This window comes from Desulfoconvexum algidum (assembly GCF_055382125.1).
This window is the reverse complement of record NZ_AP042394.1, coordinates 6553777-6567271: the sequence shown is the minus strand read 5'-3', so window position 1 is coordinate 6567271 and position 13495 is coordinate 6553777. Positions and strand designations below refer to the sequence as shown.

13 protein-coding genes are annotated in these 13495 nt (G+C 46.7%); 11 read left to right on the top strand and 2 right to left on the bottom strand.

Annotated elements, in window-relative coordinates:
• Positions 1 to 16: 16 nt before the first annotated feature.
• Together ACZ45G_RS29575 and asnS are read right to left on the bottom strand one after the other, a co-directional pair.
• Positions 17 to 988 (bottom strand): hypothetical protein, encoded by a 972-nt coding sequence (locus tag ACZ45G_RS29575; RefSeq protein WP_464174204.1) that lies wholly within the window; start codon positions 986 to 988, stop codon positions 17 to 19.
• 30 nt (positions 989 to 1018) lie between these two features.
• The gene (gene asnS, locus ACZ45G_RS29570) at positions 1019 to 2398 is read right to left on the bottom strand and encodes an asparagine--tRNA ligase (RefSeq protein WP_464174203.1); all 1380 of its coding nucleotides are present in this window, start codon (positions 2396 to 2398) and stop codon (positions 1019 to 1021) included.
• An 85-nt stretch (positions 2399 to 2483) separates the two neighbouring features.
• Here asnS and ACZ45G_RS29565 point away from each other — a divergent pair, with 85 nt between their 5' ends.
• The 11 genes from ACZ45G_RS29565 (at position 2484) to ACZ45G_RS29515 (ending at position 13447) form a co-directional block, all read left to right on the top strand.
• Positions 2484 to 5018, top strand: coding sequence for a TIGR03960 family B12-binding radical SAM protein (locus tag ACZ45G_RS29565; RefSeq protein WP_464174202.1), 2535 nt, complete (start codon positions 2484 to 2486; stop codon positions 5016 to 5018).
• A 5-nt stretch (positions 5019 to 5023) separates the two neighbouring features.
• Positions 5024 to 6595 carry an Rne/Rng family ribonuclease gene (locus tag ACZ45G_RS29560; protein WP_464174201.1) on the top strand — a complete coding sequence of 524 codons (1572 nt, stop codon included), beginning with the start codon at positions 5024 to 5026 and terminating at the stop codon, positions 6593 to 6595.
• 121 nt (positions 6596 to 6716) lie between these two features.
• On the top strand, positions 6717 to 6851 hold the full coding sequence (gene rpmH / locus ACZ45G_RS29555; RefSeq protein WP_464174200.1) for a 50S ribosomal protein L34: 135 nt from the start codon (positions 6717 to 6719) through the stop codon (positions 6849 to 6851).
• 12 nt (positions 6852 to 6863) lie between these two features.
• Positions 6864 to 7214, top strand: coding sequence for a ribonuclease P protein component (gene rnpA / locus ACZ45G_RS29550; RefSeq protein WP_464174199.1), 351 nt, complete (start codon positions 6864 to 6866; stop codon positions 7212 to 7214).
• Complete coding sequence (gene yidD / locus ACZ45G_RS29545; protein ID WP_464174198.1) at positions 7211 to 7423, top strand: membrane protein insertion efficiency factor YidD; 213 nt, start codon at positions 7211 to 7213, stop codon at positions 7421 to 7423. Before rnpA ends, yidD begins: the two co-directional genes overlap by 4 nt.
• 78 nt (positions 7424 to 7501) lie before the next feature.
• Entirely contained in the window at positions 7502 to 9181 is a 1680-nt protein-coding gene (yidC, locus tag ACZ45G_RS29540) for a membrane protein insertase YidC (protein ID WP_464174197.1), read from the top strand.
• A 15-nt stretch (positions 9182 to 9196) separates the two neighbouring features.
• On the top strand, positions 9197 to 10204 hold the full coding sequence (gene jag, locus ACZ45G_RS29535) for an RNA-binding cell elongation regulator Jag/EloR (RefSeq protein ID WP_464174196.1): 1008 nt from the start codon (positions 9197 to 9199) through the stop codon (positions 10202 to 10204).
• The gene (gene mnmE, locus ACZ45G_RS29530) at positions 10204 to 11616 is read left to right on the top strand and encodes a tRNA uridine-5-carboxymethylaminomethyl(34) synthesis GTPase MnmE (protein WP_464174194.1); all 1413 of its coding nucleotides are present in this window, start codon (positions 10204 to 10206) and stop codon (positions 11614 to 11616) included. Before jag ends, mnmE begins: the two co-directional genes overlap by 1 nt.
• An 11-nt stretch (positions 11617 to 11627) precedes the next feature.
• Positions 11628 to 12284 (top strand): YkgJ family cysteine cluster protein, encoded by a 657-nt coding sequence (locus ACZ45G_RS29525; RefSeq protein WP_464174193.1) that lies wholly within the window; start codon positions 11628 to 11630, stop codon positions 12282 to 12284.
• Complete coding sequence (locus ACZ45G_RS29520; RefSeq protein WP_464174192.1) at positions 12277 to 12630, top strand: hypothetical protein; 354 nt, start codon at positions 12277 to 12279, stop codon at positions 12628 to 12630. The genes ACZ45G_RS29525 and ACZ45G_RS29520 overlap by 8 nt, the downstream gene beginning before the upstream one ends.
• Positions 12617 to 13447, top strand: coding sequence for a 50S ribosomal protein L11 methyltransferase (locus ACZ45G_RS29515; RefSeq protein ID WP_464174191.1), 831 nt, complete (start codon positions 12617 to 12619; stop codon positions 13445 to 13447). Before ACZ45G_RS29520 ends, ACZ45G_RS29515 begins: the two co-directional genes overlap by 14 nt.
• Positions 13448 to 13495: the final 48 nt, after the last annotated feature.

Here is a 13495-nt window from a genome sequence, read left to right as displayed (position 1 = left end):
ACTTATTTATAAAGATTTATTTAAAGGTTGTTTTCCAAACCGGTTCGCAAGAACCCTGTTTTCCCAAGGAGTTTTTCAGGGCATGAATCCCCTGGAGCCGCTCATTGAATACCACCTTTGAAAACCCGACCTGTTCCAGCCGTTTTATGGCATTTTTAATGAACCGATCCTGGTGGTTGATTTTCTTTGGGCTGCCCGTGTAATGAAACAGCCGGGAGGAAGGTTTCATAACCCGGAACAGCTGGGTATAAAACTGCTTCCCGTACAATTCTCCCGTGGCAGAGGTAAACCGCGGCGGATCATGGATAACCGAATCAAAGGACAGGTCGGCAAGCGTGGGGATATGGTGGGTAATATCTGCATGCACCCAATCAATTCGGGCCGCGTCAACCGGGGATAGACCAACCGGGGACAGGCCAACCTGGGGCAGACCAACCCGGGTTGAGTCCGGCGCATTGCCAGCGGCCATTAACCAGGGATTCTGGCACCGGATCTGAATCACCGGCCGACTCTTTTCCGTTGATACCACTCGTTTGGCCCCGGCTTTCAGGGCAAACACAGCAGAATACCCCAAGCCTCCGCAGGTATCCAGAACATGGTCGCCAGGCTTTACCACCAGCTTTGTTTTTTCCCTGGCATCCACAAAGGGATCAATATCCTTGGAGCGGTGCATTTTGATCCCGTTTATTTCAAGGGTGGGGACGGTATCTGTGGGGACCAGTTTGTAATAGCCGTCTGCCCGGACCTCAATGGGAACGAGACCTTCGCGGCTTAAAGCAAATACCTTTTGCCGACTGGATCCAACGGGCATTAGATCTTTGATATCGATTTCCCAAGATTTGTCCAGCACCAGGCAATCCCCTTTGATGGCAAACCGATCCCTGGACAAATTCAGGTCCAAGGATAGCTCCACAAAGGAAAGGCCTGCCTTCATGGCTTCGGATATTTCCTGGACCAGGTCGGCGTGGAAATAATACTTTTTTTTCATATCCACCTTTTCATCTCCATCAGGGAAACCTTAAAAATCAATACTGCCGGGAGTTCTGGGAAAAGGAACCACATCCCGGATATTGGTGACCCCGGTGAGCATCATTAGAAACCGTTCAAACCCCAGACCAAATCCCGCATGGGGAGCAGACCCGAACCGCCTGGAATCCAGGTACCACCAATAGGGCTCTTTGGGCAGATTCATCTCGTCCATCCTTTTTTCCAATTGATCCAGACGCTCTTCACGCTGGCTACCGCCGATGAGCTCCCCAATCCTGGGGACCAGCAAATCCACCGCGGCAACGGTCTTTTCATCATCATTCATGCGCATGTAAAAGGGTTTGATCCCCTTGGGATAGTCGGTGAGGAAAACAGGTTTTTTAAAATATTCTTCCGCCAGGAAGCGTTCATGTTCCGACTGAAGATCGATGCCGTATTCCACGGGAAACTCGAATGACCGCTTGGATTTTTTCAACACCTCAATGGCCTCTGTATAGGAGAGTCTGGCAAATTTTTGTTTCAGCAGAGTATCCATCAATGCGGGCAATGATTTGTCCACAAACTGGAAAAACAGGGCGAGATCTTCTTCACAGTGTTCCATGGCATGTCCCACCAGATACTTGACCAGTTCCTCCCCATGGTCCATGTTTCCTTCCAAGTCGCAAAAAGCCATCTCCGGTTCCAGCATCCAAAATTCTGCCACATGGCGGCTGGTGTTGGAATTTTCCGCCCTGAATGTCGGCCCAAAGGTATAGACATCCCCCAGGGAAAGGGCAAACATTTCTGCAGACAATTGCCCTGACACCGTAAGATTGGCTTCCTGGCCGAAAAAATCCTTGGCAAAATCCATTCGACCCTGTTTTTGAACCGCTTCCGGAGACAGATTTGTGACCCGAAACATTTCACCGGCACCTTCACAGTCGGACCCGGTGATCAAAGGGGCTGTCAAATATTTAAATCCCTTGTCCCGGTAAAATTTATGGATGGCAAAGACCATTTCCGAACGGATCCTGAAAATTGCCCCGTATTTGTTGGTCCGGGGCCGCAAATGGGCAATGGTCCGTAAATATTCATCTGAATGGCGTTTCTTTTGAAGAGGATAGGATTCAGGGGCCAGACTGACAATATCAACCCGACTTGCCTGGATTTCCCAGCGCTGGCCCTTGCCCGGGGATGCCACCAGCTCCCCTGTCACCATAAGGGAGGTGCCTGTGGTAATGCCCTGGATCTCACCATAATTGGCCAGGTCCTTGTTGGCGATTACCTGGATATTTTTAAGGCAGGACCCATCATTCACCTCCATGAAGGAGAATTCTTTTGAGTCGCGTTTGGTTCTCACCCAGCCCTTGACCAAAACCTGGCCCGGTGTTTTATCAAGGCGTGTCAGAAGGTTAATTTTTGTTCTTTTCATTGCCTTTTCCCACAAAAAATAATATATTAATAAATTTGATTATACTCAACAAAGTAAAGGTTATAATTTTTATAAATTTAGTATCATGCATAAACAAAATTATCAAGATATCCTTGCACAGGTCCAGACCCCAACCCGTTATGCGGGAAACGAGATCAATGCCGTAAAAAAAAACCTGGATCAAATGGATCTGACCTTTGGCCTGGTCTTTCCGGACCTATATGAAATAGGCACCTCCCACTTTGGCATCCAGATTTTATACTCCATTCTAAACCGCCAGGAAAACATTGCAGCAGAGCGTTTTTTTTCCCCGGCCCCGGACATGGAACAGCTCATGGAAGCAAAGGGGATTCCCTGTTTGTCCATGGAATCCCAGCGAGAACTTGCAGCCTTTGATATCATTGGAATCAGCCTTTTATACGAGCTGAACTTTACCAATATTTTGACCCTGCTCTCTCTTTCCAAAATCCCTTTTTATGCGGATCAAAGAGATGACTCCTTTCCCCTTATCATCGGGGGGGGACCCTGTGCCTTTAACCCCGAACCCCTGGCTGATTTCTTTGATGCCTTTGTCATTGGGGACGGAGAAGAGGCAATCCTACAAATTGCCAATGAAGTCATTGAGTTCAAAAAGAACGGCGACAAAATTAAAAAAAGCCTGTTAAGACGATTATCCAAGATCCCAGGGGTCTATGTTCCCTCTTTTTTTACCCCCCACTGGAATAAGAGCGGGGATAAAAGCGGGGATGAGACCGGTATCCAGACCCTGACCCCCGTTTATGAAGATTATACCCGGGTGAAACGGGCTTTTTTACCGACGCTGACCCTGGACACCTTTCCCATGGACCCCATTGTTCCCTATGCCAAGCCCGTACATGACCGGCTGCGCCTGGAAATTGCCAGAGGATGCTCCCGGGGGTGCCGATTCTGCCAGGCCGGCATGATCTATCGGCCGGTTCGGGAACGGTCCGTTGAAGACTTGTTGAAAATCGCCCGCTTCTCTTTAAAATCAACGGGGTATTCGGAAATGTCCCTGCTCTCATTGAGCACAGGGGATTATTCGAACCTCGCCCAATTGATGCAGCAATTGCTGGCCATGAACCAGGGCCAGTGCAATTCCATTTCCCTGCCCTCCATCCGGGCGGAAAAACTCACCCCGGAGCTCATGGAGTTGGTAAAAACAGTTCGAAAAACAGGGTTCACCATTGCCCCAGAAGCTGGCACCCAGCGACTGAGGGATATTATCAACAAAAACCTCACCGAAGAAAGCATCTGCACCACGGTTGAAAATGCCCTGGAACTGGGGTGGAAAAATATCAAGCTTTATTTTATGATGGGCCTGCCCTTCGAAGAAATGGACGATATGGACGGCATCTGCCGTTTGTCAAACCGATTGGCCCAATATGCCAAGGGGAAAAAAGGGATCACTGTCTCTGTGGCCAGCTTTATCCCCAAGTCCCATACCCCATTCCAGCGCCATTCCCAGATGCCCCTTGAACAAACAAATGAAAAACTCCAATACTTAAAAGATAATCTGCGGAACAAACGGATCAAGCTCAAATGGCAGGATCCGAAGATGAGCCTGATAGAGGGCGTATTTGCCCGTGGGGACAGGCGTCTTTCCACTTTGTTGGTAGCTGCCTTTAAAAATGGGTGCCGCTTGGACGGATGGAGCGATCATTTCAGGTTTGACCTCTGGCAAAAGGCCTTTGACGACACCGGCATTGATCCTTTATTTTACACCTCCCGGACGAGAAATGACGAAGAAGTACTGCCCTGGGACCACATTGATTCCGGCGTAACCGACACCTTTCTTAAAAAGGAATTTCAACGAGCATTAGAACAAACGTTGACGCCAGATTGCCGGGACCACGACTGTTCAGGATGCGGGGTCTGCGATTTTAAACGGATCCAGCCGGTTCTCCATGATATCGACACCAGCCCACTGCCCCCCCTTGGCCCAATGGGTTCTTCGCCAATCCTGCTGCCCGATGATGCCTTTTTTAAGTTTGATGTTATTTTTTCAAAATTGGACCGGGCACGATTTTTCGGACACCTGGAGCTGGCCACCATTGTTGAGCGGGCCGTAAAGCGCGCCGGCCTGGTTGTCAAATATTCCAAAGGATTTAACCCGTCCATGAAAATTTCCTTTGAAAATGCCCTGCCATTAGGGATGGAAAGCGAAGAAGAGACCCTGTTTATCTATCTTGAACGGGGCACCCGCCCCGATGCGGTAAAACAGGCGTTAAATAAAACGCTTCCCACAGGAATCCACGTCATTGATTGCCGCCTTCACTCCAAGCTGCGACACCAGGACACGACAGAATCTGCCTATCAAATACGGTTTTCTGCCCCCTGTCTGGATCAGGCAGACCTTGACCGATTTTTAAATTTATCTGAATTTATGGTTGAAGATCTCAGCAAAAAAGGTAAAATTAGAAGAACGGATTTGAGGCAATCGGTTCAGACCATAACCCTTGTTGGCCTGAAAACCATTGAAATGGTATTAAAGCAATACAATACCAGAACCATTCGGCCAACAGAGGTACTGGCAAAATATTTCAAAATAGATGATGCCTCCATGCAAACGGCAAGAATTAAAAAGATAACCCAAGGATGACCCCCATGTTAAAAGAACTTGTTGTAAATTCAACCCCCCATGAAACCCGGGTGGCCCTCCTTGAAAACGGCACCATTGTTGAAGTTTTCATCGAAAGGGAAGATGAAACCAGCATTGCCGGGAACATCTATAAGGGAAGGGTCCAGCGGGTTCTTCCGGGCATGCAGGCTGCCTTTGTGGACATCGGATTTGACATGGCCGCCTTTATCTATGTGGATGATGTTCTGGACACGGCAAGCCATAAAATGTACCAAAAATTTGAACAAGACACCGATATTGACACCGAAGGGGACATGGATACGACTGACATGGAAGCCAGGGAAATGGACAAGTCCCATGGTTCCTGGAAAACAGCCCTGACCCCTGAATGCAGCATTGAAGATCTGCTGACAGAAGGTCAGGAAATCCTGGTCCAGGTGGCCAAATCCTCCATCGGTACCAAGGGCCCAAGGGTCACCACCCATATCTCCCTTGCCGGAAGGTATTTGGTTCTCATGCCCACGGTGGACCACATCGGCATCTCCAAACGCATTGATAACGAAGAGGAAAGAACCCGGCTCAAGGATCTGCTCCTGTCCATTCGAGAAAATAAGTTCGGTTATATATTCAGAACCCAGGCCCAGGGGATTGATCAGGAAACCATCAAAAAAGAGATGGATTTTCTCAACAACACCTGGGAGGACATCATGGCCAAGAGCCGCTCTGTTTCGGCCACTTCCCTGGTGTATAAAGACCTGACCGTCACCTTCCGGGCAGTGAGAGATCTTCTGGCCAATGAAGCAGACAAATTAGTGATTGACTCCAAAGAAGAATATGACAATGTTCAGAATTTTTTAAAAAGACTCATGCCCGATGTAAACTTAAGCGTGGAACTTTACCAGGGCAGGGAATCCATTTTTGATGCCTACAATATAGAAGCCGATGTGGCAAGATCGCTTAAAAGAAAGGTATGGCTCAAATCAGGCGGCTATATCATTATTGAACAAACCGAGGCCCTTATTGCCATTGATGTCAACACAGGCCGGTATGTGGGCAATCATAATTTTGATGAAACCATCCTGAAAACCAATTTGGAAGCAGTCAAGGAGATTGCCTACCAGATCAGACTGCGCAATATCGGCGGCATCATCATCATTGATTTTATTGACATGAAAAAAGAATCCCACAAGGAAAAAGTCATGTCCCGGATGAACGGAGCCATGAAAAAAGATAAAAGCCAGACGAATATCCTTCCTTTGACGGAACTTGGCCTGGTTCAGATGACCCGCAAAAGGACCCGAAGAAACCTGACACGGACCCTGTGCGAGCCCTGTTTTTACTGCAACGGCAACGGCCACCTGTTATCGGGCAAATCCATCTGCCACAAAATATACCGGGACCTGGTCTCGGAAGCCGGGGATATGATGGGCAACCGATTTACGGTGAAGGTCCATCCTGAAATTGCCCAGCTTCTCCACGGCAGGGAAAAACATTTGATTGCCTCCCTGGAGGACCAATTTTCAAAACCCATTGCCATCTACCCGGAACCCCATTACCATATTGAAGAATACCATATTTTTGAATCCCTGGTAAAATAAAGCGCCCGGCTCAAACTTGAATCTTCATTCTTGACATTTTTTATAAAAAAAGTTAAAGTCTTGTGTTTATGGTAGTTAGCCTAATATTTAGCAAATTAATTTATTTAAGGATTGTGATTTTATGAAACGAACATTTCAGCCCAGCAATAGAAAAAGAACAAGAAAACACGGGTTTCTTAAAAGAATGGCCACCCCAGGCGGCAGACGGATCATCAATGCAAGAAGAGCAAAAGGAAGAAAGAAACTAACGGTTTAATAAAGGGATTGATTGAATAATTTTTCTTTACCCAAAGAGGTGCGGCTCCTAAAAAGGAGCCAGTTTTTAACGCTTTCAAAACAAGGGCAAAAGATACACACGGGCTATTTTATAGCAGCCGTCCTTAACGGAACAGGCGAATGCAATCGAATTGGAATTACCGTATCTAAAAAAGTGGGGAATGCAGTAGCGCGTAACCGGATAAAAAGAATTATAAGGGAATATTTTAGACATAGGAAAGATTCTATTCCGGGAGCCAGGGACATAAATATCATTGGACGGAAAGGTCTGACCACGCTATCTAACAGACAAATTATTGAGAAGCTTGATAAACTTTTTACAAAAATAACAGCGGCAGGATGATGAAACAGCTATTATTAATATTTATTAAATTTTATCAAATTTTTATATCACCGCTAACAGGTCAAAATTGCAGGTATTATCCGACCTGTTCGGCATATGCGTTTGAAGCGGTTGCAAAACATGGCAGCCTTCGGGGCACTGCCCTTGCTGTCAAGAGAGTCTTGCGTTGTCATCCATTCCATGCCGGAGGATATGACCCGGTCCCATAATTTATCCTTAACGCCATAACTGTTTTCCTCTTCTTTGTTATGAAAATCCTTTACAATTTTCAAGTTTTAGGAGAGAAAATGGATGAGCAAAAAAGATTATTATTAGCAGTGGTGCTTTCCGTGGTGGTCCTTGTGGGCTATCAATATTTTTTTACAGCACCTGCTGAAAATACTAATCCGTCCCAGGAAGTCCAGAGTCGGGAAACCGTACAATCAAACACTCCGGCAAACACCCCCACGGTTTCAGATTATACAAATGGGACTAAAAACCAGAGTCAGGCCCAAACCAGTCAACCCATGCCTGTGGTGAAAGACTATCGGACCATCTCTGTGTCTACCCCCCTCTATGAGATTGCCATATCCGAACATATGGCAGCCGTTCATAGTTTTGCCCTCAAAAATTATAAAGAAACAAACCAGGACGACTCTCCTTTAAAGCAATTGGTCCCGGAACAGCTTGTTAACGGCACCCTGTCTTTTAGCATGGAAGGCGGATCCATCCAGGGACTTGACAATGCAACTTATACTGCCGGCACAGATACCACCTCTGTCAACCTGTACCAGGGGGAGAAAACCATTGTTTTTTCATGGGTGAACCCCCAGGGGATTTCCATAAAAAAAATCTTTACCTTTCGGGCAGATTCCTTTCTCATTGATTGTAATATTCTCGTTCAAAACGGCTCTGGTATGCCGATCAATGACGCCATTGTTATTTCCATGCCAGGATTTTATAATGACGAGGTAAAAAAACAATCCCGTTTTGCCTTTCAAGGACCTATAGCCTATATCGATGACAAGTATCAGGACATTGCACCGAATGATATCGAAGACCAGGATACCTTTAACGGCACCATTGACTGGGCCGGTTACACGGGCCAGTACTTCATGACAGTTGTGATGCCCAAGGAACCTGTCAAAGCCAAACTTAGCCTCTCCTATGCCAATGACATTGCCACCAACCGGCTTGTCCAGAAGATGGACCGCCTGGATTCAGGGAAACAAGGGCAATACGACTATACCTATTTTATGGGCCCCAAAAGCTATAAGCTCTTGAGCCAATACGATAACAACCTGAAAAAAGCCATCAATTTTGGCTGGTTTGATATCATTGCCAAACCCCTTTTGATCACAATGAATACCATTCACGACTTCATTCCCAACTATGGTATTGCCATCATTTTGCTGACCATTCTCATCAAACTTGTTTTCTGGCCCCTGGGCACAAAAAGCTATAAATCCATGAACGAGATGAAAAAAGTTCAGCCTTTGATGATGGAACTGAGGGAAAAATACAAAGATGACAAAACGCGGATGAACCAGGAAGTGATGGGATTGTATAAAACCTATAAGGTCAATCCGGCTTCCGGCTGTCTGCCGCTGCTGGTTCAGATGCCCATCTTCTTTGCCCTTTACCGCATGCTCTACCAGGCCATTGAACTGCGCCACGCCCCCTTTTTCGGGTGGATAAAGGATCTTTCGGCACCGGACCGGCTCTTTCACTTCGATTTTGCCATTCCCATGATGCAGGCACCTGCAGGAATTCCGGTGCTCACCCTTCTCATGGGTGCCTCCTTCCTGCTCCAGCAAAAAATGACACCAACGGCAGGGGATCCCATGCAGGCAAAAATGATGATGCTCATGCCCATATTCATGACCGTACTGTTCATAAATTTTCCGGCAGGACTGGTCTTGTACATGTTTGTTAACAATATTATTTCCATGGGCCAGCAGAAATATACTCAAAAGAAATTTTCCTAACACTTAGGAGGTCATATGAAAAAAACCCAGGAATTTACGGGGAAAGATGTAGACACGGCTGTGAAAAATGCTTGTTCAGCCTTAGGTGTTTCCAAAGGAAAGCTTGAGTATCAAGTCCTTTCAGCGGGAGCCTCTGGAATATTTGGAATCGTCGGCAGAAAAGACGCCAAGATAAAGGTAAGCCTTCCGGATACAGATGCTGCCTCTGCTGAAGAGCGAGAAGGAATCAGATCCTTTGTGGATGAAGCCTTTGGAGAAGAAACCCGGCTGGAAACAGATCCGCCGGCACCAAAACCGGCACCAAAACCGGCACCAAAACCGGCACCAAAACCGACACCAAAACCGACACCAAAACCGACACCAAAATCAAAAGCCGTACCAGAACCAGACACTGCACCCCAAACAAGTCTGGATCCCGATTTAGACCAGACCCAGGCGGTAATGGAAGACAACAATGGGAAATGGGATTTAGCATCAGAACCCGAAGAAACCCCTTTACCAAAGGATCTTCCGCCTCCCGTGGATGTGACCCAGGAATCCATAGATCTTGGCAAAGAAGCATTGCAGAAGATGGCAGATCTGATCACCGACGATGCCGCAGTGGAAGCCGAAACCCAAGAAGACCGCCTTACCCTGAAGATCACCGGGGGCAATGCCGGTATTCTCATCGGCCGCAAGGGTCAGACCCTGGATGCCATGCAGTTTTTAACCGATAAAATTATCAACCGAAAAAGTGAGGCCCGGGTCAGGGTAAAGGTGGACATAGAAGGGTACATGGAAACCCGGAAAACCAACCTCAAACATCTGGCCTATAAAATGGCGGAAAAAGCAAAAAAGACCGGCCGCCCGACCACTATCAACCAAATGAGTGCCCAGGATCGCAGGATTGTGCACCTTGCCCTTAAGGATGATGCCCAGGTCAGAACCCAGAGCATGGGGGATGGCTATTACCGACGGTTGGTAATTTTCCCCAAAAAAAAGAACTCCTTTAAAGGAAAGCGGCGGCTTAGAAAACAAACCTGATGAATGATACAATTGCCGCAATAGCAACCCCCTATGGAAGTGGCGGTATTGGTGTAGTACGAATTTCCGGTCCCCGGGCTTTTGAGATTGTTACCCTGCTTTTTTCAAGGACACAGGTGCCGAAAAAAATAGCGCCAGGGTTGGTTTCCCATAGGGTAAGTCACGGGTTTATTCTGGACACCTCAGATCCGGACGAACCACAGGTAATAGACGAAGTATTGGTGATTCCCATGCAGGCGCCCCGTTCTTACACTGCTGAAGATGTGGTCGAAATTCAGGCCCATTCTGGAACCATTGTGCTCAGAAGCATTCTATCGCTTGTCATATCCCATGGTGCAAGACTGTCAGAGCCGGGTGAATTTACAAAACGGGCCTTCTTGAACCAGCGCATTGACCTGACCCAGGCAGAGGCTGTTGCCGATATCATCAATGCCCGTTCAGCCAATTCCTTAAAATTTGCCTCCTCCCAGAATCGTGGGGAGCTCAAGCGCAAAATCCAGCAATTGCGAGACCCCCTGATCAATTTTTTATCCCGATTGGAAGCATCCATTGATTTCCCGGATGAGGTGGAAACCTTTGAGATCTCCCCTGACGAAGCAAAGCAGCTTGATCAGGTCATGGAAAAGTGCAAGGAATTTATCCAACAGCATAATGATGCCTGCTTTCTCAAGGACGGCATCCGGGTGGCCATCTGTGGCAAACCCAATGTGGGAAAATCAAGCTTGATGAACCGACTCCTTGACCAGGATAAATCCATTATAACACCGGTTCCCGGGACCACAAGGGACCCAATAGAAGAAGGCTTAAACATAGACGGCATACCGTTTGTCGTCATTGATACAGCCGGCATTCATGAAACAGACGACCTGGTTGAAATCATTGGAATCGAAAAGGCAAAAGATCATATCACCAACGCAGATCTGATTCTCTTTATGAAGGAGCCGGGATCTGTTTTTTCAGAGAGAGAATTTCAAAAAATGATCCCCCCGGTAAAAAATCCAGGGGCAAAAGTCATAATGGTGATCAATAAAATGGATTTGGCCCAGGAAAAATCCGGCAAAATGGATCTGCCACAATTAACACCGGCCCATGCCAAGATACCCGTCATTAAAATATCCGCCCTGTTGAACCAGGGAATCAAGGAACTAAAAGAAAAAATCGTGGATACCTGTATCCGGGATCTTTCCATGGAAACCTCTGCCGTGATACCCAACCTGAGGCACAAAAAAGCCTTGGAACTAACCCTCTCCTATCTTGAATCCGTAAAAACCGGCCTTGCCCAAGGACAGGAAGAAGAAACACTGGCAATTGATATAAAAAACAGTATTGATTCCCTTGGAACAATTACCGGAGAAACTGCCTCTATAGATATATTGGATACTATCTTTAATAATTTTTGCATTGGAAAATAAAGGAACCCCCCATGTCATTAGATTTAAAAACACATTTTGTAAAATACGAAGCCCTGGTCCACATTGTGGATGGCGTGTTTGAACGGGTCAAAAAAGAATATCCCAAGGAAGTATTCTGCCGGGAAAAATGCAGTGACTGCTGCTATGCAATTTTCGATTTAACCCTTATTGAAGCCCTGTATTTAAAACACAAGTTTTTGGAAACCTTCTCCGGAAAAAACAAAAACGATATCATCGAAATTGCAGACAAAACAGACCGTGCCCTGGTGAAATTAAAACGCGAGGCCTATAAGCAGGTAAAAAATGGTACCGACCAATTGGAAATTGTGGGCCAAATGTCCCAGGAAAGGGTTCGCTGCCCCCTTTTAGGTGCGAACAATTTATGTGTCCTCTACGAACACCGGCCGATCACCTGCAGGGTATACGGGATACCCACCTCCACGTCAGGTGTCAGCCATATTTGTGGCCGGACCAATTTTATCCAGGGTCAACCCTACCCCACCTTGAATATGGATAAAATTTATTCCCAACTTCAGCTTTTGTCTGCAGAGCTCATCCGTGATATCAAATCTGAAAACATAAAAATGCATGAAATGCTGATCCCGGTATCAATGGCCCTGGTCACTGATTTTAATGAAAATTATCTTGGAGTCAAAAAAAATGGATAAATTTACCCCGGAAGAAATTGAAGAGAAAAAAAAAGGTATCTTCGATGCCATGGGCAAAAGAGGACAACGCCAAATTCTCAAAAAAGGGTATGAAGAATGGAATCCCTTTGCCGAACCCAAAGACCCCATTGACATTCGAAAAGACAAAACCAAACGAACTTCCCAGGTATTGATCCGTGAATTTTTGTCCCAGGTGGACCATGATGAATACAATAACGCCCTTGCCCAGGGCGCCCTTGAAATGTGCCTGGGGATTATCAATAACGATGAGAAAATCAAGGGTATGTTCCAGTTTGCCTGCTGGTACGATGATCTGCTGAAAAAAGAAGGGCATGATTCCCTTTAATCGGAATGTTGTACTGGACATTCTCTACGAATCTGAAACGAGACTGACAGCCCGGGCCTATATTCAGCAAATTGCTGCCGGGCTGTCCATTTCTTTTATCCAGGCAAAAAAAATTCTCAAAGCGCTTGTGGATGACCAGGAACTGGCCTACCAGGACCTATACGGCGCCACCTATGTGGCCCAAAATTTTTTAAAACCAGTCCGGGTTACCGATCATTTTTTTCTCAAACCTTCCAACAGAGAAAGCCAGGCAGGCCCCCATGATCTTGATATTCTCATTGACCCCGGGGTCTCTTTTGGTTCCGGCCACCACCCCACCACCCGGCTGTGCCTTGAAGCCATTGACACTGCCTTTCTAAAAACGCCTGAAATTTCGTTTCCAAGGGATTCAATGGGAGCGGATATCGGCACGGGATCAGGGGTCCTGGCCATAGCCCTCTGCCATGTCGGGATCGAACGCTGCAAGGCCTGGGAGATTGATCCCAATGCAGTGAGTGAAGCCCGAAAAAATGTGGCGCTCAATCATCTCGCCCATCGAATCTCGGTCTTTGAAGACTATATGCCGGTATGCGAATCCCAATTTTCAGTCATCTGTGCAAACCTAAGATTTCCCACCCTCAAACAGCTGTCCGGGCTGATTCAAACCAGTCTTTGCCCACAAGGAATCATCATCTTATCGGGGATCCGGCAATGGGAAAAAGTAGAATTGATAGCCCATTACACAAAATTTGGATTCACAGTGGTCTGGCAGATGGATAAAAAAAACTGGTCCGGCCTGATCATGAAAAGAGACAAGATTATAAACTTGTCCGAATAGGCAATTTTGAGTATACTTTTCCTGAGGTTCCACAATAAAACCGGGTTC

Coding starts and splice junctions, on each gene's coding strand:
- ACZ45G_RS29575 (WP_464174204.1), bottom strand. CDS start 988: ATGAAAAAAAAGTATTATTTCCACGCCGACCTGGTCCAGGAAATATCC.
- asnS (WP_464174203.1), bottom strand. CDS start 2,398: ATGAAAAGAACAAAAATTAACCTTCTGACACGCCTTGATAAAACACCG.
- ACZ45G_RS29565 (WP_464174202.1), top strand. CDS start 2,484: ATGCATAAACAAAATTATCAAGATATCCTTGCACAGGTCCAGACCCCA.
- ACZ45G_RS29560 (WP_464174201.1), top strand. CDS start 5,024: ATGTTAAAAGAACTTGTTGTAAATTCAACCCCCCATGAAACCCGGGTG.
- rpmH (WP_464174200.1), top strand. CDS start 6,717: ATGAAACGAACATTTCAGCCCAGCAATAGAAAAAGAACAAGAAAACAC.
- yidD (WP_464174198.1), top strand. CDS start 7,211: ATGATGAAACAGCTATTATTAATATTTATTAAATTTTATCAAATTTTT.
- yidC (WP_464174197.1), top strand. CDS start 7,502: ATGGATGAGCAAAAAAGATTATTATTAGCAGTGGTGCTTTCCGTGGTG.
- jag (WP_464174196.1), top strand. CDS start 9,197: ATGAAAAAAACCCAGGAATTTACGGGGAAAGATGTAGACACGGCTGTG.
- mnmE (WP_464174194.1), top strand. CDS start 10,204: ATGAATGATACAATTGCCGCAATAGCAACCCCCTATGGAAGTGGCGGT.
- ACZ45G_RS29525 (WP_464174193.1), top strand. CDS start 11,628: ATGTCATTAGATTTAAAAACACATTTTGTAAAATACGAAGCCCTGGTC.
- ACZ45G_RS29520 (WP_464174192.1), top strand. CDS start 12,277: ATGGATAAATTTACCCCGGAAGAAATTGAAGAGAAAAAAAAAGGTATC.
- ACZ45G_RS29515 (WP_464174191.1), top strand. CDS start 12,617: ATGATTCCCTTTAATCGGAATGTTGTACTGGACATTCTCTACGAATCT.